This window comes from Acidaminobacterium chupaoyuni (genome assembly GCF_047936785.1).
Taxonomy (GTDB): Bacteria; Bacillota; Clostridia; order Oscillospirales; family Butyricicoccaceae; genus Acidaminobacterium; species Acidaminobacterium chupaoyuni.
The window spans coordinates 961,012-986,993 of sequence record NZ_CP176394.1; the positions used below are offsets into that span (position 1 = coordinate 961,012).

Below are 25,982 nucleotides of genomic sequence, written 5' to 3' on the forward strand. Positions count from 1 at the left end.
CTGGAGGAAATGACAGATGAGTGAAAAGAAAAATCTCGCAGTAGAGATCAAAGATCTGGTCGTAGAATTCAGAACGGACGACGGTGTCGTTCAAGCTGTAAACGGATTGGATCTGGAGATCGAACAGGGGAAGACCCTGGGCCTGGTGGGCGAGACAGGCGCGGGCAAAACCACGACCGGTTTGTCCATTTTAAGATTGATTCCGAACCCTCCGGGAAAGATCGTGCGCGGCAGCATCAAGCTGGGCGGCGAAGATATTTTCTCGAAGACCGAGCATGAAATGGAAAAGGTGAGAGGCAATCAGGTTTCGATGATCTTCCAGGATCCTATGACCTCCCTCGACCCTGTTATGACAGTAGAAGATCAGATCGCGGAAGTGATCGAGCTTCATGAAGATGTCAACCATGCCAAAGCCGTAGAAAAGGCAAAAGAGATGCTGGAACTGGTAGGCATCCCGGGCGCCCGCGGCAACGAATATCCGCACCAGTTCTCCGGCGGCATGAAGCAGCGCGTGGTGATCGCGATTGCGCTGGCGTGCTCCCCGGGATTGCTGATCGCCGACGAACCCACCACGGCGCTGGATGTAACGATCCAGGCACAGGTTCTGGAAATGATGAAGGGCCTGAAAGAGAAATATAACACTTCCATGCTGATGGTCACCCATGACCTGGGCATTGTGGCAGAAATCTGCGACACAGTGTCGATCATCTATGCGGGCCGCATCGTGGAACACGGCAGCCTGGAAGATATTTTCGAAAACACAAGACATCCTTATACAGAAGGTCTGTTCAACTCTCTGCCGGATCTGGAGAACAGAGATTCGAAACTGAAGCCGATCAAAGGCCTGATGCCCGACCCGAGCAACCTGCCTGCCGGCTGCGCGTTCTGCCCGCGCTGCGATTACGCGATGGAAATCTGCAAAACACAGAAGCCCGGTCGTGTATACCGCAACGAAGAGCATTATGTGGAATGCCACCTGTATAACGAGACAAATATCAAGGAAGGGATGTTGAACAGAAAATGAGCGAAGATAAAGCATTGTTAGAGGTCAAAGGCCTCAAGAAATACTTCAGCACCCCGCGCGGCATGCTTCATGCTGTAGATGATGTGACATTTACCTTGAATAAAGGTAAGACGCTGGGCGTCGTAGGTGAATCGGGCTGCGGCAAATCGACCACAGGCCGTGCGATCCTGAGATTGACAGAGCCCACAGGCGGCGAAGTGCTGTTTGAAGGCAAAGATGTTCGTAAACTGGATAAGAGCGGCATGCGCAAAATGCGTAAAGACATGCAGATCATCTTCCAGGATCCGTTCTCTTCGCTGAACCCCCGTAAAACGATCAGCCAGACCATTGCAGAGCCTCTGAAGCTGAACCACATCATCGATGACAGAGCGAAGAGAGAAGAACGCGTTCTGGAACTGATGGCGACGGTAGGCCTTGCGGAAAGACTGTATAACACCTATCCTCACGAACTGGACGGCGGCCGCCGCCAGAGAATCGGCATCGCGCGCGCGCTGGCGCTGAACCCGAAGTTCATCGTTTGCGATGAACCGGTCTCTGCGCTGGATGTATCGATTCAGGCACAGATCCTCAACCTGATGCAGGATCTGCAGGATAACCTGGGCCTGACCTATATGTTCATCACCCATGACCTTTCGGTTGTCAACCACTTCTCGGATGACATCGCGGTTATGTATCTGGGCAAGCTGATTGAAAAAGCTCCTGCGGAAGAATTGTTCGCCAACCCGACACATCCTTACACCAAGGCTCTGCTGTCTGCGATCCCTGTGCCGAACATCCGCAAAAAGATCGACAGAATCCTGCTGAAGGGCGAGATCACCTCCCCCATCGAGCCGAAGCCTGTCTGCCGTTTTGCAAACCGCTGCAACTATGCGACAGATCGCTGCCGCAGCGAAGAACCCCAGTTGAAAGAAATCTCCACTGGGCATTTCGTCTCCTGCTTCCTCTGCGACTAAGTGCTGTTCAAAAGAGCCCGGATCTTTCCGGGCTCTTTTTTCCTGTTTCATGGTTTAAAGCCACGCGGTTATCGCGTGGCTTTTTCGATGGATCGGCGGTCATGGGATCAAGTGGTTAAAAATGAAGATTGAAAAGTTTTGAAAAATTCAGCCGGATGATGAAAGCAAAAGGAACAGGTAAAAAAGAAAAAATCAGCAAAAAATCAGCAAAAAATCAGCACTGAAAAGAAATGAAAAACTACGAAATCGATTGATATAATGCCCGAATAATAAAAGAATTTACCGTTTTTGGCGCTCATTTGGTATAACTGTCTTCAAAAAAGGAAAAACTTCAGATAGCAAATCAGAAGACAGTATTATTAAAATGAGGTGAACCGAATGAAATATGGCAGAACAAGAATTCTTGCCGGGATGTTGGCGGCTGTGCTTTTGCTCAGCAGCATGGCAGGATGCAGCAAAACGAGCGGCGACAGCAAACCGCAGCCGGGAAAAGAGGAAGATAAAACCTCGCTGACCGTTGCCACCATGAGCGAAACCCCTTCTGTGGGGCCTTACGATCACAACGCGGTGGCGGGATCTTATGTGAACTCGCTGGTTTTCGCAACGCTATTCAGAACAGATGAAAATTTGGTTCCTGAGCCGTGGCTGGTGGATTCTTACGAATCAGCCAGTGATACGGAATGGATCATGCACTTAAAGAAAAATGTGAAATTCCACGATGGAACGCCCCTCACCGCAGAGGATGTGGTGGCTTCGCTGGCACTGGCCAAAAAAAGCCCCGAGGTGAGCTTTTATACCGGGTCGGTGGCCAAAGCGGAAGCTGTTTCCACCGATACCGTGAAAATCACAACACCTGCGCCCTCGGCCACTTTATTATATGACCTTTGCCACCATGGCAACGCCATCGTGCCAAAGAAACTGATCGACAGCGGCAACGATTTCGGCAAAAACCCCATTGGCGCCGGCCCTTATGTTTTTAAAAGCTGGACAAGGGGCGACAATATTGTTTTTGAAGCCTTTGAAGAGTATTTCATGGGCGCGCCCGCCATTAAAAAAATAGTGTGGAAGACGATCCCTGAGGGATCGTCGCGAACCATCGCTCTGGAAGCCAACGAAGTGGATATGGTCATCGAAGTGGAAGCGATGGACGCGGATCGAATCAAGAAGAACGATAAGCTTACTTTGCTGGAACATGACGCCACCAGTGTATCCTGGCTGATGCTCAATAACGAAAAGAACGGTCTGAACAATGAACTTGTCAGAAAAGCCATTAACGCAGCCATCAATAAAGAAAATGTGGTGACTGTTGCGCTGAACCACCTGGGCAGCCCGCTGGTTTCTCAAGCGCCGCAGGGGATGTTCGGTTCCACCAACGAAAAAGCGCAGCGCTATGATGTGGAGCAGGCGAAAAAGTGGATGAAAGAATCGGGGGTCAAACCCGAATCGGTAAAACTTTCGATCATTTGCTCCAGCGATCAGAAAAAGCGCGCCGCAGAAGTGATCCAGGCCGATCTGGCCCAACTGGGCATTGCGGCGCAAATCGAAAGCATGGATCTTGCCACCTATCTTTCCACCACGGCGGAAGGCAATTTTACGGGCGCCATTGGGGGATACAGCGCCAGTGATATGGTGGCTTATCTTCAGGGTGTTTTCCACAGTTCTTCCATCAACGCTTCCAACAAATCACGCTTGAAAAACGATGGCGTAGACGCGCTGATCAACGAAGCCGCCAAAACGGTGGATGAAGGCAAGCGTAAAAAATTATTGGAAGACTGCATTACAAATCTGAACAGCTTATGCCCCCAGGTGCCGCTGTGGCAGGATGTTTATTTGAGAGCCTTTCAAAAAAATGTGAAGGGCGTCAAGATCAATGCCGGCGGCGAGATCCGCTTTGAAAACATCAGCAAAGAATAATCACGACGAAAACTTCCGCCGTTGAGCATGAAAAAGAGCCGCGCAAGAAATTTTCTTGCGCGGCTTTCTGTCGCTTTACAGACCCACCCGATGGAGGCCCTGCGTGATAAAGCGCTTAAACGGTTTTCAAAAAGATGAGAAAGAGGCTTATTTGGTGTAGTTATCGAAATAACCCTGCACCAACACGATGGGGGTGCCCTTATCGCCGCTGCCGGAAGTCAGGTCGCACAGCGAACCGATCAAATCGGTGAGGCGGCGGGGGGTCGTGCCCTGAGAAACCATTTTGCCCACCAGGTCGCTATCCTTATTGCGGATATAATCAGAGATCGCGGCCTTCAATTCTTCGCCTTTTAAATCGGCAAAATCATTATCGGCCAGATATTTCAGCTTTACTTCGTTCGGCTGGCCTTCCAGACCCTCGGTATAAGCGGGGGAAACCACAGGATCGGCCAGTTCCCAGATCTTGCCCACGGGGTCTTTGAAGGCGCCGTCGCCATAGATCATCACTTCAACATGCTTGCCTGTTTTTTCTTTGAGACCGGCCTGAATGGCATCCACCACGGGGCGGCAATCGCGGGGGAACAGCTTGACGGTGGTTTCGGTGGATTTATTGGAACCCAGCAGGCCATAGTTTTCATTATATCCGCTGCCATTGACGGGGCTTGTGAGAATTTCATCCAGGCTGTGGATGACTTCGCCGCCGGCGGCCTTGAGCAGGCGCTTTGTGCGGGCGCGGGAATGAATATCGCAGCACAAAACATTTTTGGTATAATTCAAAATTGTGCGGCAATCGTTGGCCAAAATGACCTCAACTTCGCAGCCGCAGTTTTGGATCAATTCTTTATAATAGGCGATATAATCTACGCCGGTGAAAGGATGCTTGTTTACGCCGAACAATTCCCGATAGCGATCTTCTGTGAGAACATCTGTCCAGGGGTTGACGCCTTTTTCATCCAGCAGATCCAAATCGACAAGGTGGTTGCCCACTTCATCGGCGGGATAGCTGAGCATCAGCACCATTTTTTTGGCGCCCATGGCAATGCCCTTCAGGCACATGGCAAAACGGTTGCGGCTGAGAATGGGGAAAATCACGCCCAAAGTGCCTTCGCCATATTTTGCGCGGATATCGGCGGCGATTTGATCGACGGTGGCATAATTGCCCTGTGCGCGGGCCACAACGGCTTCGGTAACGGCCACGACATCGTGATCACGCAGTTCAAAAGAATCGGATTTTGCCGCATTCAATACGCTTTCCACAACGATCTTGCTGATATCATCGCCCTGGCGGATGATGGGGGCGCGGATTCCTCTTGAAACAGTGCCAACTAATCTTTCCACAGCGGTAGTCTCCCTTAATTTCGTAGTAGTGATTTTCCGGTCACCGGAAAACAACACTTGTATTATATCGGAAAATATGATATTAGTAAAATTAATAATTTTAATATTTGCTATAAGGTGAATCGATATGGATATCAAATTAGAACATTACCGTGTTTTTGTCAGTGTGGCGCAGACAACCAGTTTTTCCAAGGCAGCGGCGGAACTGTTTATGACCCAAAGCGCCGTGAGCCAATCGATCAAAAATTTAGAGAATGCTTTGGGTACAACGCTGTTTTTAAGGGGCAGCAAAGGGGTGCAGCTGACGGCCGAAGGGCATATGCTTTATGAATATGCCGATAACGCCCTTTCTTTGCTGGAAAACGGCTGCAAGCAGCTGGAACGCTTGAGAAAGCTGGAAGCCGGCGAGCTGCGCATCGGCGTGGGCGATACGATCTCGCGCTATTTTTTGCTGCCGGCTTTAGAACGGTTTCATCAAAAATATCCGAAGATCAGGCTGAAAATCTTTAACCGCGTCAGCCGTGACACCGCGGAACTGCTGAAAGCGGGAAAAATCGATTTGGCGTTTGTGAACCTGCCCATGCAGGATGAAACCATCGAAAGCAGAGAGATCCTCACCATCCACGATATTTTTGTGGCCGGCGATGCGTTTTCGTTTTTAAAAGGGCGGGCGCTATCTCCGGGGGAAATCGCCGCGCTGCCGCTGGTTTTGCTGGAATCGAAATCGAATTCCCGCCGCGTGGTGGAAGATTCCTTTTTGAAAAAGGGTGTGGCGCTGGCCCCCGAAATCGAACTGGGTTCCCACGATCTGCTGTTGGATTTTGCCAAAAGCAATCTGGGCATTTCCTGCGTGATACGCGAATTTTCACAGGGATATTTGAAACGAAACGAACTGTTTGAACTGACACAGGCGGAACCTTTGCCCGCCCGCCATATCGGCGTTTGCTCGCTGCGCGGGGTCAGCCATGGCGCGGCGGCAGAAGCGTTTTTGAAACTGCTTGAAAACCTTTGCCCGCAGGAACAGGATCTTTTATAAAAAGAGGCACGAAAGATCGCCATGCAGGCAGGCGGTGTGAACACGCGGCGCCAACGATTCTTCTGCATAGCGTTCTAAATAGCGCACAGCATCGGGGGAGGGCAGCTTCAGATGCCGGGCGGTTTCACGGGCTGCGCCAAGTTCCTTTAGATCGGCAGGAGAAAGCAACAGGCCATATGCCCGCGTTTTATCATTGCAAGCAGCTAAAAGCTTTGCGTCGTCCGGAAAAAGCGATAGATAGTTCTGAAAGAAAGAATCCATTGTTTCACCCCCGATTTTTGTTTTACGCTTTTGCTGAGGGAAAGACAAGACTTGAAAAAAAGTCGGATTTGTGGTAATATAAGGATAATAAAAGAGGAAAGAACTTTGTTCTTTCCTCTTTTTATCTTATGTTTTGTAATATTCATCAGAAAGCCCGGCGGCGGGCACTGGGTCATTCGGCGGTATTTTCTGAAACGGCGGCGGGCGCGGCGGGGCGCTCAAACGAGATCAGATGCGCAAGGATCAGCAGCAGATAGCCCACCAGCAGCAAAATATCGGCGACGGTGAAGTGAAGGTGGCCATAGGTAAAACCGGGCAAGAGGTTATCGCTGAGCAAAATGGTGATCAGAAAATAGAGCGCGCTGAGCGAAGAAAACAGGAACAGCCGCGGGCGCGGTTTCGAAAACAAAAACGCGGCAACAGAATAAAAAGAAAACATACAGCATAAATAAGCAAAAAGCTCGGCGGCAAAACTATAGGTGAGCGGGTTGGCGTTGTTGCCGCGGTAAAACAGCAAAAGGGAAAAAGCGCTGTGGAAAACAGGCACCAGGCTGCAAAAAGAATAGACCTGCGGGCTTGTGCGGCAGCGAAAGCTCATCAGCACGCATACGCCGCACAAGATGGAAAACAGCGCCTGCACAAGCGTTAACAAAGAAGCTGTGCTTTGAGAAAATTCAAAAAAGAAAAAAGCACCGCTGAGCATCAGTGAAAACGCTGATAAGACCAGCAGCATTTTATAGGCGGTGGTATCCAGCGGCGCAAAGCAGCAGGCTTTGACGCGCCTGCGGGCAAAACTGATCAAAAACCATAAAAGGCAAAAGCCGGCGATCAGCCCGAATGAAAGGTTCATCAGGGTATGGCTGCCGGTGAGGATGCCTGTATTCGGATCGACCCCTTGTTTGACCGCCCGAATGCGCACGGCCGCTGTAAGAACGCCGGCCACCGCAGGCGGGAGGATATACCAATGTTTTTTCATAAAGACGAAGACTCCTTTGCAGCAAAAATCGCACGAAGCGGGATTGCTTTCTAATCATAACACATTCCCTTTTATTTGCACAGGGATAAGTTTGGAACGCCGCACATAAAATGAAGAGAAGCGATCATCAAGGAGTGTGAAATATGAAAAGAATTTTTATGACAGCGCTGTTATTGCTGGTGGTGGCCTATGGCATTCCGCTGGTCACCATGGGCATCACCGGGGGCGAGAACCCGCAGAGCGGCGCCCCAAGCCAGACTTTGCCCGGCAGCATCGGCCAGGCGCAGCAGGTGAGCGGGAAAACCTATGACGAAAAAACCACCATCACTTTATTACGCGGCGGCGAAACCGTAACACTGACCATGAAAGAATATCTGGCCGGGGTGGTGGCGGCGGAAATGCCTGCCAGTTTCCCCATGGAAGCGCTGAAAGCCCAGGCGGTGGCGGCGCGAACCTATACGCTTTATAAACTCAACGCCTATGAACAGGGCGCGGCCATCCCCGAAAGCCACAAAGGCGCCCAGCTTTGCGATGACCCCGGCCACTGCAAAGCCTATACTCCTCTGCCGGAAAGCGGCAAAAAACTTTGGGGGGAAAACAGCGCCAAATATGAAGCCCTCATCCGCGACGCGGTGGAAAGCACCAACGGGATGATCGTTACCTATGACGGCCAGGCCATTGCGGCGGTGTTCCATGCCGCTTCCAGCGGGCATACCGAAGCGGCGCTGGATGTATGGGGCAGCAACCAGCCTTATCTGGTAAGCGTTGAAAGCCCGGGGGAAGAAGAATGCCCCAAATACCGCGGTGAAATCACCATATCCGCGGCGGATTTCGCCCAAAAATTCAAGGCGAAACACCCTGAGGCCCTGTTGGAAGGCGACCCTGCGGGATGGTTCAAAAATTCCACCCGCAGCCAGACAGGCGGCATCATCCATACTTATGTGGGCGGCGTTTCTGTTTCGGGCATCGAGCTGAGAACCATGCTGGGGCTTTATTCCACGAATTTTCGCCTGAAGACCACTGCGGATTCTTTGACCTTCACCACTACGGGATACGGTCACGGCGTGGGCATGAGCCAATATGGCGCCCGCGAACTGGCGGAAGAGGGCAAAACTTTTGAAGAAATTTTGAAATGGTATTATCACGGAACCGAAGTGACCTTGAAAAATTGAAAACACTTTCTGCGCCGGTATAGAACGGGAAAAGGGCGGCAATACTACCCGTGGAGGTGCAGAACATGAAAGACAGCAAACAAGGATTTTGGCAAAAAGCCGCAGAGTTCGCCGCGGGCAAAGGGTTTTATATGATCTTGTTCCTTTGCGCGGCGGCCATCGGCGTTTCGGGATATCTGCTATTTTTTACGGAGCCCGAAAACACCACCGACACCCCTTTGCAAATGAACGATCTTGATCTGCCGGGCAGCCAGAAAGAAACCACCCCGCAAACAACGCCCGAGCAGGAAACGCCCGTTGAAAACCATGTCACTGTTGAAATGCCGCCCAAACAGCAGGAAACCAAAAAGGAAACGAAGGCCGCTGAACAGCCGAAAGCAGTCAGCGCGCCCGCGACGGTGCCTGCGGCAAAAAAAGTGGTGGCCGAAACTTTCATCGCCCCCTGCAAGGGTGAGATCCAGCGCCCCTATTCCGGTGTGGAGCTGGTGCAAGACCCCACAATGGGCGATTGGCGTGTTCACATCGGCGCGGATTATGCCTGCGATGAAGGCGAAAAAATCATGGCCATAGGCGATGGCACGGTGAAAGAGATTTTTTATGACGAGCTGGCCGGTTATTGCATGACCATCGATCACGGCAACGGTGTGATCAGCACACTGCGCGGCCTGATGAAAAACGCCACCGTGAAAAAAGGCGATACCGTGAAGATGGGGCAAGTGGTGGCCGGCGCGGGCAACACCATGATCTGTGAAAGCAAACAGCCCTGCCACATCCATCTGGAAGTGACAAAAAACGGAAAAACCATCGATCCGCAAGAATTGATCGGCAAATAACCTTTCATAAACTGCAATTTGCAAATTGTATTTGAATCCGGCGGCAAAAACCGCCGGGCAGGATGCGCAGGCATAGAAAAGGCAGGCACGAAAGTGCCTGCCTTTTCTGCCGCTTGAAAAACGCGCGGCGAATCATTTTGAATATTTGCCGCCGCGAAAAGCGGGGCGGCGGTTCATGGCGCTTTTCACCATGTGCCGCGGCAGCATCCACAAAAGACCGCAGACGATGCAGATGACGGCCGCAAACCACAGATAAGCCGCCTTGGCCACGCAGGCGCTGATGAGGAACAACAGCCCGGCGGCGATCATGATCAAACCGGAAACACGCAGAGGAATTTTCATGCGGAAACCTCCTTGAAAATCAGCCGATCAAACGAACCAGCAGCAAAGTCAGCCCCATGGCAACAGGCTGATGCAGCAGATAGACCAGCAGAGTATGAGCGCCGATGGTTTCAAAAAACCGCGAGCGCAGGGAATAGAACCACGGCGGCATTTTGCCTTCCGCCACAAAACGCCCCAGCCATGTGCCGAAAAGATAGATGAAAAACCACGGCAGCAGCGGGAAATAATCGGAAGAAGCAAAGGAAGCCCCGCGGAAGCCAAGCCACCAGAGCCCCGAAACTTCATAACGGGGGGCGGTGAGATATTTGGCGGCCGCAAAGCCGATCAGCCAGAAAACCGGTGAGATCTTTGCCTTTTCAAGCAGCGGGCGCAGCGCATCATAAAGCAGGGCGGCAATGCCGAGAAAATGAAGAATGCCGAATTTGACATAGAAAGCGGGGTCGAAAAACCAGGTGGCCAGCGTCACCGCCATGGCGCAGCATAAAATGCGCAGGCCGCGGCGGCGGTTATTATGGGAAAAGGTTGAGGAAGCGCCGGAGATCGCGATAAAAACAGAGGCGAAAAACGCTTCCAAAAAATTCAGCAAAGGGTTATAAAGCAGCCAGTGGGGGATCAGCCCGTAAAGCTCGAGATCATAGGCAAAATGGTAAAGGACCATCAGCAGGATCGAAAGCCCGCGCAGGATATCCAGCGCATAATAGCGCGGACGGGCGGAAGAATCCGAAGCGCCCATGGGGTTAGACATTGAAGCGGAACAGAACGACATCGCCATCCTGCATCACATAGTCTTTCCCTTCCGAACGAACAAGGCCCTTTTCTTTGGCGGCGCTCATGGAACCCAGCTCGATGAGCTTTTCAAAGGGCACGATCTCGGCGCGGATGAAGCCGCGTTCAAAATCGGTGTGGATCTTGCCGGCGGCCTGAGGCGCTTTGGTGCCTTTGGTGATCGTCCAGGCGCGCACTTCATCTTCACCGGCGGTGAGATAAGAGATGAGCCCCAGCAGATCATAACAGCTGACGATCAGGCGATCGAGGCCCGACTCTTCAAAGCCGAGGTCTTCCAAGAACATCACTTTATCTTCGGCGCTCATTTCGGAAATTTCAGCCTCCAGGCTTGCGCAGACAGGGAGCACCAGCGAACCTTCGCCATCGGCCAGCTGTTTCACCGCGGCAAACATGGGGTTCTGGTGATAATCGCCCTGCAGGTCTTCTTCCGACATGTTGGCGGCATAGATCACGGGTTTATAAGAAAGCATATCAATGGTTTCAAGGATCTCGCGCTCTTCTTCGGTGCATTCGAAGGAACGGGCGGTGTTGCCCTCTTCAAGATGCGCGCGCAGGCGGGTGAGAACTTCCACTTCGAAAGCAAACTTTTTATCGCCTTTGAGCATTTTCTGCGCTTTATCGATGCGGCGATCCACCACTTCCAGATCGGAAAGGATCAGCTCTAAATTGATGGTGCCGATATCGCGAACAGGATCGACGCTGCCATCCACATGGATGATGTTGTCATCTTCAAAGCAGCGCACCACATGAACGATCACATCCACCTGGCGGATGTGGGAAAGGAATTTATTGCCCAGGCCTTCCCCTTTGGAAGCGCCCTTGACCAGCCCCGCGATATCGACGAATTCCAAAATGGCGGGGGTCACCTTTTTGGGATGATACAGCTGCGCCAGCGCATCCAGCCGCTTGTCGGGCACATTGACGATGCCCACATTGGGGTCAATGGTGCAGAAAGGATAGTTGGCCGATTGGGCCTTCAAATTGGTCAGCGCGTTAAAAAGGGTGCTCTTGCCCACATTGGGCAGGCCCACGATTCCTAATTTCATTGTTTTTTACCACCGTTTCTCCGTGCATAAAAACAAAGCCACCCCGCACGGAAAGGCGGCTCTTATTCGGAAAATCGATCAAATCTGTCTTGGGGATAGGGCCCTCTCTTGCGGTGAGGATGCCATGAATGATATAAAGTGACCATCATCGCAGGCGGACCGTAAAATCTCATGGTATAATAACCGCTATGCGGTTATTATACCATGAGATTTTTTGTTTCTCAATATTGATATGCATTCAAATCGCCTGTTTATGGGGGAAATACTGCTCAAATTTCTTCGGTTTGAAGAATGCGGCTGCGGTAAATTTGGTTAACTGCGGGAAAATCGGTCAGGGCAGAACACCGGATTCTGCCTTGGCTGATCGATGAAGAAATGTGCGGATAATGCCTTGGCAAAAGAGTGGAGGAGGGAGAAAAAGCGGATCATAATTTCACAGAGCTGTGATACAAGAAGTTCCGGCCATTGCGAAATTCAAATTTTGCAGGGGCAGAATAAAGAGCAATTCAGCCCGACGCCTTTGGAAACCGGCACAGACTTTGCCGGAACATATTCAAAAACAGGCACGCGCATGCTTCAAAGCCTTGGGATTTGCCTATTTATAAAAACTATGGATTATATTCCTCATGAAAAAAGACTTCTCTTGCCATCAGGCTTCGGAATGCCCTATAATACAGAAAAGGTTTTAAAAGGGTTTATGCCATTCAGTGATTGCGGCTGGCGGAAAAACCCGCCGCCTGCCCCCAAAATCAATTTGAGGGATTTGCTTCTGGCTGCCGTCAGTTATATCAGCCTGACTGTGAAAATTTGAGGTTTCATCATGTGCGCGGGGCCATGTTGTAAAAACACCGTGTGCAGCGGCAGCCTGGCCATTATCGGTGTTCTTGATCGCGGCATCACCGCCGTGCTTCCCATCCCGAAGGAGGTATATCCATGAGGATTTTAACAGTTGACGACGAACATCCTGCTTTAAATATTTTGAACCGCGCCATTCAGGAAGCGCTGCCCGACGCAGAGATCCGCAGTTTTTCCCGTGCGCGTGAGGCGGTGAACGAAGTGCGGGAGAACGGCTTTCACCCGGATGTGGCGTTTCTGGATATTTCCATGCCCGGCCTGTCAGGGCTGGAACTGGCGGCGGCGTTGAAAATGCTGTGCCCCGGCGTTAACATTGTTTTTGTCACAGGCTTTTCTCGATATGCGCTGAATGCCATGGCTTTGCGGCCCAGCGGTTATGTGATGAAGCCCGCCACAAAGGAAAAAATTCTGGCTGAACTGCAAAACCTTCGCAATCCGCCCCCGCGCACCATGGCGGCAAAGTCGGTGCGGGTGCAGTGCTTCGGAAGCTTCGGCGTGTTTGTGCGCGGCGAGCCGCTGCGGGTGGGGCGGAGCAGAGCGCTGGAGCTGCTTGCCTTCCTTGTGGATCGACGGGGCGTGTTCTGTTCAACCGAGAGCATCGCGGAAGCGTTATGGGAGGATGGAATGTATGACCGCACAAGGCAGCAGCAAATCTCTCTTTACCGGCGCGAGCTGCTGCGGGCGCTGGAAGATGCCGGCGCTTCAGAAATTCTGAGCGTCACCCGGGATTCCATGGCGGTGCGCCCGGAAAACTTCGACTGCGACTATTATGCCGCCCTTGCCGGAGACACGACGGCGATGAACGCCTTTCTGGGCGAATATATGGCGACCTATCCGTGGGCACGGTATATGGAATCTGAGCTTGTGGAAAAATTCCGCCGATATTAAAAAATTTTTTAAAGGCCCTCGATTTTCACATAATCGAGGGCTTTTTGATGACAACGAAACGACAATGGTTTGTATAATAGAAATTAAAAGAGGAAATCTCATCAAATTTGACGCGGTTTGGAGGTGAGTTTATGAATATTTTAGCAGTGGATGCCTGCCCGGAGAGTCTGCATGATTTGACGGACAAACTGCAACAGGTATTCACGAAGGATACAGCGGCGGTATTTTCGGATTTGCTTTCCACTCTGAAATAATGCTGTGCTCACTTGCATTAGTGCACTCTTTTTACATGCGTTCTGATCGGTGATAATGTCAGACTATTTCGCCGGCAGTAAAGCATATACGAAGACATCGGGAGTCCGCAGCCCAAAGCGATCAAAAAACGATTCTTACCTGCTGAAATGGAAGGTGACGCAACCTGCTTTTTCACTCAAAGATCATTGACTTGGGTTGTCTGGGAACCTGTGATCAGCTTAGAATGAACAGCAAAATGTGGTTTTATACGGCCGCGCATAGTTGAGGGATAGTTTTGAAACGCAGAGATGTCAGGCTCGGAATATGCCGTCATCCTTGCGCTTTATGATCTAAGCGAAGCGAACCAAAATGAAGTTTGGAAGGAGCGTAGAGAAAACCAAGCCTTCGTTGATGATGGAATATATGATAACATCCAAGGAAATAAATCCATAGAAAAATAATGAGGGATAATTTATGAAAAAGAAAGCTATCAGCATGCTTCTTGCTATTTGCTTGATTTTTAGCATTTGTCCGGCTATTACACATGCCGAAGAGCTGGAAGCCTTTAAGCCAACCGCCGATTTTGAGATTCAGCTGAACGGATATGCCAGCAAAATCATTGGCTTGAAGAATGACAAGACAGCGGTGCTTATTTACAAAATGGACAACAGCAACATTATGGGATACTTCCTCAGCATTTACGATAATGCAGGAAATGTGATCCTCAATCGCAAAGACATCACCTCGATGATGGATACCCGTTATAAGAGTATGGAGTGCCAAGTCTATGCGCTGAGCAATGGGAATATTTTGGTCACCTACAACAAAAGTGACGCCGGCGGTGCAAACACGACGCTGGGCACAGTGCCGGAGGCTCATCCCGAAGCCTACTTTATGATCCTCAATCCAACGGGAGAAAAGGTTGTCAGCCAGGTTCAGATTAACACAGAAAACCCGGGAAGCAGTCTGACCCGAGCAATTTCCGTCACGGAATTGAGCAATGGAAATCTCGCGTTTTCCTGGCAGAGAAACGACAATTCCAGTATTGCCACTCGTATTTTTACAATGACAGGGACGCCGGTCACTCAGGAGGTGCTGGTTAACAGCGGATATAATGCTTACCGATCCTTCGTTTCGGCCAATTCGAACGGAACCTACATGGTGTGTTACGATTATTACGCGCACACGGAAACTCCTGCCACATTTTATGGAAAATACTCAATTTTCGGAAACGATGGGACACCGGCCGTTTCGGGCACGGTGTATACGAGTACCTCGGAGCTCTCCACCGTCAACTTGCTGACATTATCCAATGGTAACTTCGCGGCAATTGCGGGAAGATGGGGCAGTGCACAGACGGTATACCTGTTCAACGCCGCAGGTGTGGCACAGGGGAGTTATACAATTTCCTCTGGAACCCCCGGATGGTTAGCTCAGCTGAACGCCTCTGACAAAAACGGTTTTGTACTTCCGGCATTCGACGCTGAATCCACCAAACACATAAACGACACCTATAGCGCTATGGATTCCACGACATGGTCGGGTACGCGGCTCATAACCCTGCAACAGTACGACAACGGCGGCACTTTGAAGAAAACATCAGACACCGTGGCGACCGGCAATGTTTATATTGGGCCGTGGAGCGATGATGATTATATGAACATGCCTGACTATTCGCCGTCTATGACACTTTTCAGCGGCTATTCCCGCGGTGTCGGCATGTTGCTTACCGACTACACGAAAGCAAGTGACGGAACCTTTGACGGTACCTACACGACCAGAATTAAGTTGTTTGATATGGAAGACAGCGGCCCATCCATCGCCGTTGCCGCGCAGTCCGGGCCGCTCTCCGCGCTGAGTGACGGAACTGCGACTTTCGCGGTGACGACCAGCAGTTTCACAAATAATGCCTCTTTGGGCACAGGCAATTATTCTGTCACCTGGTATACGGATGCTGCCGGAACGCAGGGTGCTTCCCAGACCGCGCCATCAGGTGTCACACTGACTAAGACCAATGCAGGACTGCTGACGGTCACAACGGACAGTACGGCACAGGCCGGAACCTACTATTTTAAACTGACTGCGGCAGATGCGTCTGTTACACCGACTGAAACCGCCACCAGCGGTGTTGTTACCCTGACGATCGGAAAAATCAATGCCACCGACGATATGAAAACAGCCGCCGCGAATGTTTCTAATCTTGGCAAGACCGGTGCGACGGTCACGCTTCCGGCGCTGCCGGCGGGCGCGAGCTACGGTACGCCGACTTACGCCGGCAATGTCGTCTGTTCCAACGCCAGCGCCAGCGGCACGACGCTGACCTTTGACGCCGCCGCCAGCACCGCGGGGCAGACCGGCACGATCACCGTTCCGGTCGCCGGCGCAACAAACTATAATAATTATAACATCACGGTGACGATTACCTCGGTAGAAAAGACCGCCGTCACCATCTCCGGCCTGACCGCCCAAAACGGCACCTATTCCGGCAGCGCTGTCTCCGGCCTCAGCGGGGCGCCGATCTATGCTCCCGCCGGATTTTCGGGAACGCTGAACAATACCTATTATCTTGCGGATGGCACAACAAAAACAAACACCGCCAACAGCGGTGCGGCAGCCGAAGGCGCTGCGCCGGTAAACGCAGGCAGCTACAAGGTGACCGTTTCCATCCCGGAAAACGATGCAACCTATACCGGCTCGGCTACGCTTGCTTTCACCATTGCCAAAGCGCCTGTGAGTTTCACTGTCTCGGCCAACACCTTCGATTATGACGCAGTTGCCCACACCGCCACCGTTGCGCAGACGGCAAGTGAGACGCCCTCTGCCGCCGGGAAATATACCGTGACCTATCAAAAAGGCACGGAGACGGCAGCGGCCAGCGAGACTAATGTGGGCGAATATCAGATCATGGTCGCCCTGAACGACAGCAATCTCAAATTCTTGGGGCAGGCGGACGATGTCCGCAGCCTGACGCTTACGGAGAAGCTGACGATTCGCGCCGTGGCCTATTCCGGAATCACTTGGCCCACCGCGGGCTCTTTGACCTATGGGGCTGCGCTTTCGGCCAGTACCCTTACCGGCGGCGTGGGCACGGGAACCTTTGCATGGGAAACAGGCACCACTGTCCCGACCGTCGGCAATTCCGGCTATGTGGTTGTTTTCACTCCTACGGACACCAACTATGCGCCCGTGGAACAGAATGTTTCCGTGACAGTCGCACCCAAGGCGCTGACGATTTCCGGCGCTGCGGCGACAACCCGCGCGTATGACGGCACAACAGACATCACTGTTACGGGCGGCACGCTTCAAGGCGTAGTCGGCTCAGACGAGGTGTCGCTGGTTTCGACGAATGCTTCCGGCTCCGTCACATCGGCGGATGCAGGCACCGCGAAGGCCGTCACCGTCACCGGTTACACGCTGAACGGCGCAGCGGCGAGCAACTACACGCTGACCCAGCCGACGGATGTCACGGTTACGATCTCGCAGGCTGTGGGCAGCGCAGCGGTCACCATGGCGGGCTGGACCTACGGTGGAAACGCCAGTGAGCCGGTTCCCACCAGTGCCACCAACGGCACGACCGGCGTGACCTACTCCTATGCGGGCAGGAACGGCACCAGCTATTCCGCCAGCGCGACAAAGCCCACCGCGGCGGGCGATTATACCGTTACCGCCACTTTCCCGGCAGGCACAAATTATCAATCCACCACTGCCGCGGCGAACTTCACTGTTATAAAAAAGCCCGTTACGGCGCTTTGGACAGAGACCACCAAGACTTACACCGGCGCGACCCAAAAGCCGACTCTGGCGCTGAGCGGCGTAGTGAACGGCGATACACTGACCGTTTCCTGCGAAAGCCATACCAATGCCGGAACCTATACCCTGACGGCAACCCTTGACGGCGCGGATAAAGGCAGCTATACGCTGGTAAACGGCAATGCCGGATTCACTATTCAGAAAGCGCCGGTCAGCTTTACGGTTGCAGACAACAGCAAGAAACACACCGGCTCCGCTTTGTTTGCTGCCGTGGCGGCCACGGCCAACAACGCGAACTTCGCTGACTTCGTCGTGACCTATCGGAACAGCAAGGGTGAAACCGTTGCCAACCCCACCGAGGTGGGAAACTATGATATCTATGCCGCAATCAACAATGCAAACTACCGCCACACAAACAGCACGGATGGCGCGGCGCGGAAAATCGGTGTGCTGACCATTTATACCACCCCGCCCGCAACCTATACCGCCAGCTTCAGCGGCGGAGAGGGCACCACCGGCACTGCTCCCACCATGGATGCGGCTATCGGCGAAACCGTTCGCACACTGCCGCTTAATACCTTCAATAAAACCGGCTTTATTTTCGCCGGCTGGAAATATGACGGCAAAACCTATCAGGCGGGTGACGCCTTTACTCAGCCTGCCGGAAATGTGACATTTACCGCCCAGTGGACGGCTGTGTATAACATCGACGGCAATGTGACACAGAAGCAGGATGACAGCACTGTCAAACCGGTGCAGGGGGCCACCGTTGTTCTGAAGCGCGGCAGCGAGATTGCCGCCGCGACGACCACTGACGCTGCCGGCGCATACAATTTTGAAGGCGCTGCAAACAGCATCGTTCCCGGTCTGTATAATATCGAAGTCAGTTATAACGGCATCGTGCAGACCACCGCTGTGACCATTGCCGATAAATCCGTTACCGACGCGAATGTGACACTGCCTGTGGGCAAGACCAATACCGTGGTGGATGTGAAAGCCGGAACGCCCGCGATGGTGGTGGATGGCTTGAACGCGAGCTTTACAGCGGCCAAGGACGGAACAAACTACACCACGGCAGATGCGGCTGTGGTGACCGGCGGCGGTTCTGTGGAAATCAAATTCAATGCAGAAGTCACCGAACCGGAAACAGCGGCTAAAGCCAAAATCGACGCGGCTCTGGATACGGTGGGTCTGTATCTGGATTTAAATGTCCAAAAAATAGTCGTTAAGATTGAGGGCAGCATGGCGCAAACCCCACAAACAACACCCATTACCTCCTCCAGCGATCTCTACACCGCCACCATCTGGCTTCCCGGCAATTTGCAGGGGATGTACAGCTACAAGGTGGTGCGGCTACACGACTATAACGACGGCAAGGGCACGGTGCTGGATACGCTGACCACAAGCCCCAACACCTATGGCGAATATTTTGAAGTCAGCGCGGACAAAACCCAGCTGATCCTCCATGTGCGCAACTTTTCCGATTACGCCATCGGTTACACCGCTGCTGCGCCGACAGTGCCTGCCGGTTCCGAAACTTCGGCTTATTCCATTACCGCGCTTTCCGCGAGCAACGGCACGGTAAAGCCCGGCGCCTCCAGCGCCGCCAGCGGCACGAAGGTCACCGTTACCGTCACGCCGAATGAGGGCTATGCGCTCAAGACCCTGACTGTCAAGGATGCCGGCGGCAGCGCCGTCAGCTATACCGATAACAAAAACGGCACTTACACCTTCACAATGCCTGCTTCGGCGGTGACGGTGAGCGCCGTGTTCAACAAGATTCCCACCAGCCCGGATGTCACCGGCGTTTCCACTCTTCTGCAAACCGTTGATCATATCAAGTATATCAGCGGCTATCTGGATGGCGCCGTCGGCCCGGAACGGAACATGACCCGCGGTGAGGCTGCGCAGATGTTCTATAACCTGCTTCTCGAGCAGAGCGCGGCAGAAAGCGTGAGATTCTCCGATGTGGCCGATACCCTGTGGTGCGCCAAGGCGATCAATAAGCTGGCCTCTGTGGGCATCATCAAGGGTTATGATAATGGCGCATTCGGCGTGAACGACCCCATCACCCGCGAGCAGTTCTGCGCCATGGCGGTGCGTTTTGCCGCGAAGATCAAGACCGGCAGCGTGGATGGTACCAGCGCCTTCTCTGATGTGAAGAGCGGCACCTGGTCTTATGACAGCGTGATGACCGCGGCATCGCTGGGCTGGATCAACGGCTATTCGGACGGCAGCTTTGGCCCGCAGGATAACATCACCCGCGCGCAGGTCGTCACCATCGTCAACCATATGCTGGGCCGCGCGGCGGATAAGAGCTTTGTGGATGCCTCCGCCGGCGTCAAGACCTTCTCTGATCTGAGCAAAGCTCACTGGGCATATTATGACCTTATGGAAGCCGCCAACGCCCATGATTACAAAACTTCGGGCGGCAGCGAGACCTGGAGCGCATTGAAGTAAGCATAAAATAAAGCGACATAAGAAGATCTGGCGATGGAGCCGACGAAATTTTGCCGGTTCCATCGCCAGAATTTTTTTTGAAAAACTCATTTCAAAATTCGGTTTCTGCTTTTGCACCGCATCCGAAAAATTTCTATGGCTGGAAAAAGTATCATTGCATCGCAATAAAAATTGCCGCGGTCATCGTTTTCGACTGCTTTTTTTAGCAAAGCACCTGATGGGAAGGGAGCGCCTTTGATTGGAAAAATCGATAAAATGTTTCCTGCTATGATAACACTTACGATTTATATGTCTTATTTCCTGCTTTTTGTAAAGGAAATGAAGCTTTTATAAAACCAAAAGGATTTTAGCAGAAAAAACCGTAAAAATGAAAAAGTTTTACTGCTTTTGCAACAAAACAAAGAAAATATTCTTCGATGCGGCAATTGCCATTGCATGGAAACCGAAAAAATGGTAAAATAGCTAAATCATTTTATGAGAGAAATCGAGGGCTTGTCATGGCGAAGAAAAATTATGAGATGGATATGTGCCGTGGGCCGCTGCTGAGCAAAATTCTGATCTTTGCTTTGCCGCTGATGCTTTCCGGGGTTTTGCAGCTGCTTTTTAACGCCGCGGATATCGCCGTGGTGGGCCGCTTTTCCGGCAGAACGGCGCTGGCGGCCGTGGGTTCCACCAGCGCGCTGATCAACCTTTTGGTGAATCTGTTCGTGGGGCTTTCCATCGGCGCGAATGTGCTTGTGGCCCAGCGCTATGGCGCGGGCGATGGAGAAGGCGTCAGCCGCGCGGTGCATACGGCCATGCTGATCAGCATGATCGGCGGCGTGATCATGGTGTTTGTGGGCGTTTTGCTGGCGCGGCCGCTGCTGACGCTGATGGGAACCCCGGCGGAAGTGATCGATATGTCGGTGGTCTATATGCGCATCTTTTTCTGCGGCATGCCGGTGATGCTGGTTTATAACTTCGGCGCCGCCATTTTGCGCTCGGTGGGCGATACCAAACGGCCGCTTTATTTTCTGGTTGTGGCCGGGGCCATCAATGTGGTTCTGAACCTGTTTTTCGTGATCGTCTGCGGCATGGATGTGGATGGCGTGGCGCTGGCCACCGTGATTTCGCAAACGGTTTCGGCCTTTTTGATTTTGCAATGCCTGATCCGTTCGGAAGGCGTTTGCAGGCTGGAACTGAAAAAACTGCATCTGCACCGCACAGAACTTTTAAAGATCATTCGCGTGGGCCTGCCTGCCGGGCTGCAGGGCATTATTTTTTCAATCTCCAATGTTCTGATCCAATCTTCGGTGAATTCTTTCGGCGCGGTGGCCATGGCGGGCAACACGGCGGCTTCCAACATCGAAGGGTTTGTTTATACGGGCATGAATTCCATTTATCAAACGACCCTGAGCTTTACGGGGCAGAACCTGGGCGCGCGGCAATATCACCGCATTTCGCGCGTGCTGCGCACCTGCCTGATGCTGGTTTCGGTGGTGGGGCTTGTGATGGGCTTATCGGCCCTGGGGTTCGGCAAACAGCTGCTGCATATTTACACCGCAGACCCCGAAGTGGTGAAATTCGGCCTGATGCGTTTGGGCATCATCGCCGCCACCTATTTTTTATGCGGCCTTATGGATGTGATGGCGGGCGTCATGCGCGGGCTGGGTTATTCCATTCTGCCGATGATCGTTTCGCTCACCGGCGCCTGCGGGCTTCGCGTATTGTGGATCTTTACGATCTTCGCCGCCAATCATACGCTGAAAACCCTGTATGTTTCTTATCCGATCTCGTGGTTTGTCACCTTTGCGGCACATGTGGTCTGTTATTGGGTCGTGCGCCGCAAAATGCCCAAAACCGATGAACCGCTGCCTGACACCGCAGAAGAAGCGGAAGTTTTGCCTGCATAAATGGAATGAAACAACAAAGCAAAAGCGGCCCGCGCAGATATCTGCGCGGGCCGCTTCTTTTCAGTTTGGGCCGTGACCGATGAAACGGAAAGAAAACTTTTGTTTCATCCGAGGTCACACGCGAAACGATGGGAAATCAGGCGATTTCTTCTGGTTCGAACTGGCTGTGATACAGCTCGGCATAGAACCCGCCGCGCGCCATCAATTCTTCGTGGCTGCCGATTTCTACGATATCGCCGCCGCGCAGCACCAGAATGGCATCGCTGTCTTTGATGGTGGAAAGGCGGTGGGCGATCACGAAGCTGGTGCGCCCGTGCATCAAACGCTCCATGGCGTGCTGGATATGCAGCTCTGTGCGGGTATCGACGCTGCTGGTGGCTTCATCGAGGATCAGGATCTTCGGATCGCTGAGCACAGCGCGGGCGATGGTGAGCAGCTGCTTCTGGCCCTGGCTGATATTGCTGGCTTCTTCGTTGAGCACGGTGTCATAGCCATCGGGCAGGGTGTGGATAAAATGTTCCACGCCGGCCATTTTTGCCGCGGCATACACTTCTTCATCGGTGGCGTCAAGCCGGCCATAGCGGATGTTTTCACGGATGGTATCGTGGTAAAGCCAGGTATCCTGAAGCACCATGCCGAACATATCGCGCAGATCGCCGCGGGCAAAGCTGCGGATATCCACGCCATCCACCGAGATAGAGCCGCCATCCACATCATAAAAGCGCATCAGAAGCTTGACAAGCGTTGTTTTGCCCGCGCCTGTGGGCCCCACGATGGCAATGCGCTGGCCCGGTTTCACCTGAGTGGAAAAATCATGGATGATGATTTTTTCGGGATCATAGCCGAAGCGCACATGGTCGAAGCTCACACTGCCTGTGACGGCGGAAGGCACGGCCGCTTCCTGCGGATCGGGCTGTTCTTCCTCTTCTTCTAAAAACTCAAAAACGCGTTCGGCCGAAGCCGCTGTCTGCTGAAGGATATTGCTGATGTTGGCAAGCTGGTTGATGGGCTGGTTGAAGCTGCGCACATATTGAATGAAGGCCTGGATATCGCCGACGCTGATAGTGCCTTTCACGGTGAGCCAGCCGCCCAGCACACAGATGGCCACATAGCCGATGTTGCCCACAAAGCTCATCAGGGGCATCATCAGGCCCGAAAGAAACTGGCTTTTCCACGCGGAATCATAAAGCTTATCGTTGATCTCGCCAAAAGTGCGGATGCTTTTTTCTTCGCCGCCGAAGGCCGAAAGAACGATATGCCCGCCATACATTTCTTCTACATGGCCGCTGGCCTGGCCCAGAAAGCGCTGCTGGCGCAAAAACAGCGGTTGGCTGCGCTTGACGATCTGCAGCACGAAAAAGACGGAAAGCGGCAGCACGAGCAGCGCCACAAGGGTCATCAGCGGGCTGATGGAAAGCATCATCACAAGCACGCCCAGAACGGTGGTGACACTGGTGATGATCTGGGTGAGGCTCTGGTTAAGGCTTTGGCCAAGGGTATCGATATCGCTGGTGACGCGTGAAAGCACATCGCCTGCGGAAGTGCGATCAAAATAGCGCAGGGGCAGGCGGTTGATCTTTTGGCTGATATCTTTGCGCAGATGATAGGTGACCTTTTGGGTGACCCCCGTCATCAAATATCCCTGAAGGTAAGAAAGCGCACAGGAAACGACATAAAGCCCGATCAGCAGCAGCAGGATCTGGCCGATATAGGTGAAATCGATCTCGCCGGTGCCTGTGATCATGGCGATGACGCCTTCAAAAAGCTTGTTTGTGGCGCGGGCCATGATCTTCGGCCCCGAAATGGCAAAGATGCACGAGGCAATCGCCGCCACGATCACCACGGCGATCACGCCGTGATAGCCGCGCAGATAGGAAAACAGCTTGCGGAAGGTTCCCTTAAAATCTTTTGCTTTTTCGCCCGGCATCATGCCATGGCCGCCCATGGGGCCGCGGCCGAAGCCGCCGGGGCGTTTGTTGTTTTGTTTTGCTTCGCTCATGCCAGTTCCTCCTGTGAAAGCTGCGACAGCGCGATCTCGCGATAGGCGCTGCAATTTTCCAGCAGTTCTTTGTGGGTGCCCTTGCCGACCATGCGTCCTTCATCCAAAACGATGATCTGATCGGCGTTCATAATGGTGGAAATTCGCTGGGCCACGATCATCACCGTGGTATCGGCGGTCACGGCGCGCAGCGCATGGCGCAGAGCGGCATCCGTTTTGAAATCCAGCGCCGAGAACGAATCGTCAAAAACCAAAACGGGCGCTTTTTTGACCAGCGCGCGGGCAATGGCAAGGCGCTGCTTCTGGCCGCCCGAAACATTGCCGCCGCCCTGGCTGATGGGCTCTTCCAGCCCTTCGGGCTTTTCATCGATGAATTCTTTTGCCTGCGCGATCTCTGAGGCAAGCTTCAGCGTTTCTTCCGAAGCGTTTTCATCGCCTGTGCGCAGGTTGGAAGCGATGGTGCCCGAGAACAGCAGCCCCTTTTGGGGAACAAAGCCGATATTTTGGCGAAGTTCATGCAGAGAGAGCTCGCGAAGATCCACGCCATCCAGCGTGACGCGGCCTTCGGTGACATCATAAAAGCGGGGCACCAGATTCACCAGGGTAGATTTGCCGCTGCCGGTGGAGCCGATAAACGCCGTGGTCTGGCCGGGTTTTGCGGTGAAATCGATATGCTGAAGCACATCGGCGCTGGCGCCGGCATAGCGGAAAGAAACATCGTGGAAGGCGATCTCGCCCTTTGCGCGGCCGCCCAGAGATTTCGGCGCGGTGGGATCGACCACGGAAGGTTCCGTGGCCAGCACTTCGTTGATGCGCTTTGCCGAAACCGCCGCGCGGGGGATCATGATGAACATCATGCTGATCATCAAAAAGCTGAACATGATCTGCATGGCATATTGCATGAAAGCCATCATATCGCCCACCTGCATGGTGCTGTTCGCGATCTGATGGGCGCCGACCCAGATGATGAGCAGGGTCATCAGGTTCATGACCAGATTCATGGCGGGCATCAGAAAGGCCATCAGGCGGTTGACGAACAGGTTCGTGCGGTTCAGGTCGCGGTTGGCTTCATCAAAGCGCTGTTCTTCGAATTTTTGCGTGCCAAAGGCGCGAATGACCATCATGCCCGAAAGATTTTCACGGGTGACGAGGTTCAGTTTATCCACAAGGGTCTGCATGATCTTGAAACGCGGCATGCCCACGCGGTAGACCACCATAATGAAAAGCAGGATGATGCCCACGCCCACCGCCAGAACCCAGCTCATATGCGGGTTTTTGGAAAGGGCTTTGAAAATGCCGCCGATGCCCATAATAGGGGCATAGCAGACCATGCGCAGGCCCATGATCACCAGCATTTGCAGCTGGGTGATATCGTTGGTGGTGCGGGTGATGAGGCTGGCCGTGGAAAAACGGTCGAATTCACCGCTGCCGAAACGGGTGACGCGGCTGAAAATATCGCCGCGCAGTGTGCGGGCAGCGCCTGCGCCCACCCGGGCCGCGATCAGGCTGACCCCGATGCTGGCGGCCGCGCCCAGAAGCGCGATCAGAAGCATCATGGCGCCGGTGGTGCGGATATAGCGGCTTTGCAGAGCGGCGGTATCGGCGCCCAATTCGGCGAGGAAGCTTTTGGCGAATACCGCGCCGGTGGCATCGGTGGTTTGCGCCGGGGCGTCGGCGGCTGCCGAAACGGCTTTTTCGATAAGCGGCTGCTGGGCGGTGAGCATCGGCAGCATGGGGTAGAGTTCCGAAACATCAAACGAGCCCGAAGAAGCATTTTGTGCGGCGGAAGGCTTGCCGCCCTGGGCGCTCATTTGCTGCATCATGGTCATCATGGCATAGGAAGCGCGGCCGAAAGCGGCATCCAGCGAAGAACGCTGCTCTTTGGAAAGCGATTCCGATAAAAGATAGACCGTGCCTTTTGCATCGGGATAAGAAGAGGCATAGCTGTTCCAATCCGCGCCCGAAGAATCCACGGCGCGATAGGCCTCTTTCACCGCCGCGGCATCTTTTTCGCCGAGGAAAGCGGTGATCAGCTGATAGCCGCTTTCGCTGATGGCGGCGGGGGAGCTATGTTCGATGCCGCTGCGCTGTATGCCGGTGTTGACGATGTTCGACATATACGAGGGCAGGTTCAGATCGGCGTTGGCCTGAACGAACAGCAGCACGATGCACAGAACGATCAGAAGCCGATAAGGTTTCAGATATTTTGCCAGTTTTGTCATG

At 53.1% G+C, this 25,982-nt stretch carries 19 protein-coding genes; 11 read left to right on the forward strand and 8 right to left on the reverse strand.

Annotated features, from left to right (window positions below):
* Positions 1 to 16: 16 nt before the first annotated feature.
* The 3 genes from ACJA3I_RS04540 to ACJA3I_RS04550 all read left to right on the forward strand — a co-directional run bounded on the left by ACJA3I_RS04540 (position 17) and on the right by ACJA3I_RS04550 (position 3,891).
* The gene (locus ACJA3I_RS04540) at positions 17 to 1,024 is read left to right on the forward strand and encodes an ABC transporter ATP-binding protein (RefSeq protein ID WP_458863540.1); all 1,008 of its coding nucleotides are present in this window, start codon (positions 17 to 19) and stop codon (positions 1,022 to 1,024) included.
* Positions 1,021 to 1,977: an ABC transporter ATP-binding protein gene (locus ACJA3I_RS04545; RefSeq protein ID WP_458863541.1), complete on the forward strand. Its 957-nt coding sequence runs from the start codon at positions 1,021 to 1,023 to the stop codon at positions 1,975 to 1,977. Before ACJA3I_RS04540 ends, ACJA3I_RS04545 begins: the two co-directional genes overlap by 4 nt.
* A 378-nt stretch (positions 1,978 to 2,355) precedes the next feature.
* Positions 2,356 to 3,891: an ABC transporter substrate-binding protein gene (locus tag ACJA3I_RS04550; protein WP_458863586.1), complete on the forward strand. Its 1,536-nt coding sequence runs from the start codon at positions 2,356 to 2,358 to the stop codon at positions 3,889 to 3,891.
* A 147-nt stretch (positions 3,892 to 4,038) separates the two neighbouring features.
* On the opposite strand, the gene ACJA3I_RS04555 is transcribed toward ACJA3I_RS04550, so the two are convergent.
* On the reverse strand, positions 4,039 to 5,229 hold the full coding sequence (locus tag ACJA3I_RS04555; protein WP_458863587.1) for a coenzyme F420-0:L-glutamate ligase: 1,191 nt from the start codon (positions 5,227 to 5,229) through the stop codon (positions 4,039 to 4,041).
* Between the two features lie 127 nt (positions 5,230 to 5,356).
* Between ACJA3I_RS04555 and ACJA3I_RS04560 the strand changes: the two genes are divergently transcribed.
* On the forward strand, positions 5,357 to 6,265 hold the full coding sequence (locus ACJA3I_RS04560) for a LysR family transcriptional regulator (protein WP_458863588.1): 909 nt from the start codon (positions 5,357 to 5,359) through the stop codon (positions 6,263 to 6,265).
* Here the strand turns inward: ACJA3I_RS04560 and ACJA3I_RS04565 are convergent.
* On the reverse strand, positions 6,260 to 6,526 hold the full coding sequence (locus ACJA3I_RS04565) for a hypothetical protein (RefSeq protein WP_458863589.1): 267 nt from the start codon (positions 6,524 to 6,526) through the stop codon (positions 6,260 to 6,262). The genes ACJA3I_RS04560 and ACJA3I_RS04565 overlap by 6 nt on opposite strands.
* Before the next feature lie 172 nt (positions 6,527 to 6,698).
* On the reverse strand, positions 6,699 to 7,502 hold the full coding sequence (locus ACJA3I_RS04570) for a hypothetical protein (RefSeq protein ID WP_458863590.1): 804 nt from the start codon (positions 7,500 to 7,502) through the stop codon (positions 6,699 to 6,701).
* A 143-nt stretch (positions 7,503 to 7,645) separates the two neighbouring features.
* On the opposite strand from ACJA3I_RS04570, the gene spoIID reads away from it, so the two are divergent.
* The gene (spoIID, locus tag ACJA3I_RS04575) at positions 7,646 to 8,674 is read left to right on the forward strand and encodes a stage II sporulation protein D (protein ID WP_458863591.1); all 1,029 of its coding nucleotides are present in this window, start codon (positions 7,646 to 7,648) and stop codon (positions 8,672 to 8,674) included.
* A 65-nt stretch (positions 8,675 to 8,739) separates the two neighbouring features.
* On the forward strand, positions 8,740 to 9,507 hold the full coding sequence (locus ACJA3I_RS04580; RefSeq protein WP_458863592.1) for a peptidoglycan DD-metalloendopeptidase family protein: 768 nt from the start codon (positions 8,740 to 8,742) through the stop codon (positions 9,505 to 9,507).
* Between the two features lie 132 nt (positions 9,508 to 9,639).
* Here the strand turns inward: ACJA3I_RS04580 and ACJA3I_RS04585 are convergent, their stop codons facing one another.
* Genes ACJA3I_RS04585 through ychF form a run of 3 tightly spaced genes read right to left on the reverse strand, consistent with a single transcriptional unit; the run spans position 9,640 to position 11,681 of the window.
* The gene (locus ACJA3I_RS04585; RefSeq protein ID WP_458863593.1) at positions 9,640 to 9,849 is read right to left on the reverse strand and encodes a hypothetical protein; all 210 of its coding nucleotides are present in this window, start codon (positions 9,847 to 9,849) and stop codon (positions 9,640 to 9,642) included.
* A gap of 19 nt (positions 9,850 to 9,868) precedes the next feature.
* Positions 9,869 to 10,615: a heparan-alpha-glucosaminide N-acetyltransferase gene (locus ACJA3I_RS04590; RefSeq protein ID WP_458863594.1), complete on the reverse strand. Its 747-nt coding sequence runs from the start codon at positions 10,613 to 10,615 to the stop codon at positions 9,869 to 9,871.
* Positions 10,587 to 11,681, reverse strand: a complete 1,095-nt coding sequence (ychF, locus tag ACJA3I_RS04595) for a redox-regulated ATPase YchF (RefSeq protein WP_458863595.1) — start codon at positions 11,679 to 11,681, stop codon at positions 10,587 to 10,589. The genes ACJA3I_RS04590 and ychF overlap by 29 nt, the downstream gene beginning before the upstream one ends.
* 391 nt (positions 11,682 to 12,072) lie before the next feature.
* Here ychF and ACJA3I_RS04600 point away from each other — a divergent pair, with 391 nt between their 5' ends.
* From ACJA3I_RS04600 to ACJA3I_RS04620, 5 genes are all read left to right on the forward strand, one after another.
* Positions 12,073 to 12,492, forward strand: coding sequence for a hypothetical protein (locus ACJA3I_RS04600; protein ID WP_458863596.1), 420 nt, complete (start codon positions 12,073 to 12,075; stop codon positions 12,490 to 12,492).
* A gap of 122 nt (positions 12,493 to 12,614) precedes the next feature.
* Positions 12,615 to 13,424, forward strand: a complete 810-nt coding sequence (locus ACJA3I_RS04605) for a response regulator (RefSeq protein ID WP_458863597.1) — start codon at positions 12,615 to 12,617, stop codon at positions 13,422 to 13,424.
* A 131-nt stretch (positions 13,425 to 13,555) separates the two neighbouring features.
* Positions 13,556 to 13,678 (forward strand): hypothetical protein, encoded by a 123-nt coding sequence (locus ACJA3I_RS04610; protein ID WP_458863598.1) that lies wholly within the window; start codon positions 13,556 to 13,558, stop codon positions 13,676 to 13,678.
* A gap of 454 nt (positions 13,679 to 14,132) precedes the next feature.
* On the forward strand, positions 14,133 to 19,868 hold the full coding sequence (locus tag ACJA3I_RS04615; protein ID WP_458863599.1) for an S-layer homology domain-containing protein: 5,736 nt from the start codon (positions 14,133 to 14,135) through the stop codon (positions 19,866 to 19,868).
* Positions 19,869 to 20,365: 497 nt separating this feature from the next.
* On the forward strand, positions 20,366 to 21,760 hold the full coding sequence (locus ACJA3I_RS04620) for an MATE family efflux transporter (RefSeq protein WP_458863600.1): 1,395 nt from the start codon (positions 20,366 to 20,368) through the stop codon (positions 21,758 to 21,760).
* Positions 21,761 to 21,896: 136 nt separating this feature from the next.
* On the opposite strand, the gene ACJA3I_RS04625 is transcribed toward ACJA3I_RS04620, so the two are convergent.
* Positions 21,897 to 23,759, reverse strand: a complete 1,863-nt coding sequence (locus ACJA3I_RS04625) for an ABC transporter ATP-binding protein (protein WP_458863601.1) — start codon at positions 23,757 to 23,759, stop codon at positions 21,897 to 21,899.
* The gene (locus tag ACJA3I_RS04630; RefSeq protein WP_458863602.1) at positions 23,756 to 25,981 is read right to left on the reverse strand and encodes an ABC transporter ATP-binding protein; all 2,226 of its coding nucleotides are present in this window, start codon (positions 25,979 to 25,981) and stop codon (positions 23,756 to 23,758) included. Before ACJA3I_RS04630 ends, ACJA3I_RS04625 begins: the two co-directional genes overlap by 4 nt.
* Position 25,982 lies beyond the last annotated feature (1 nt).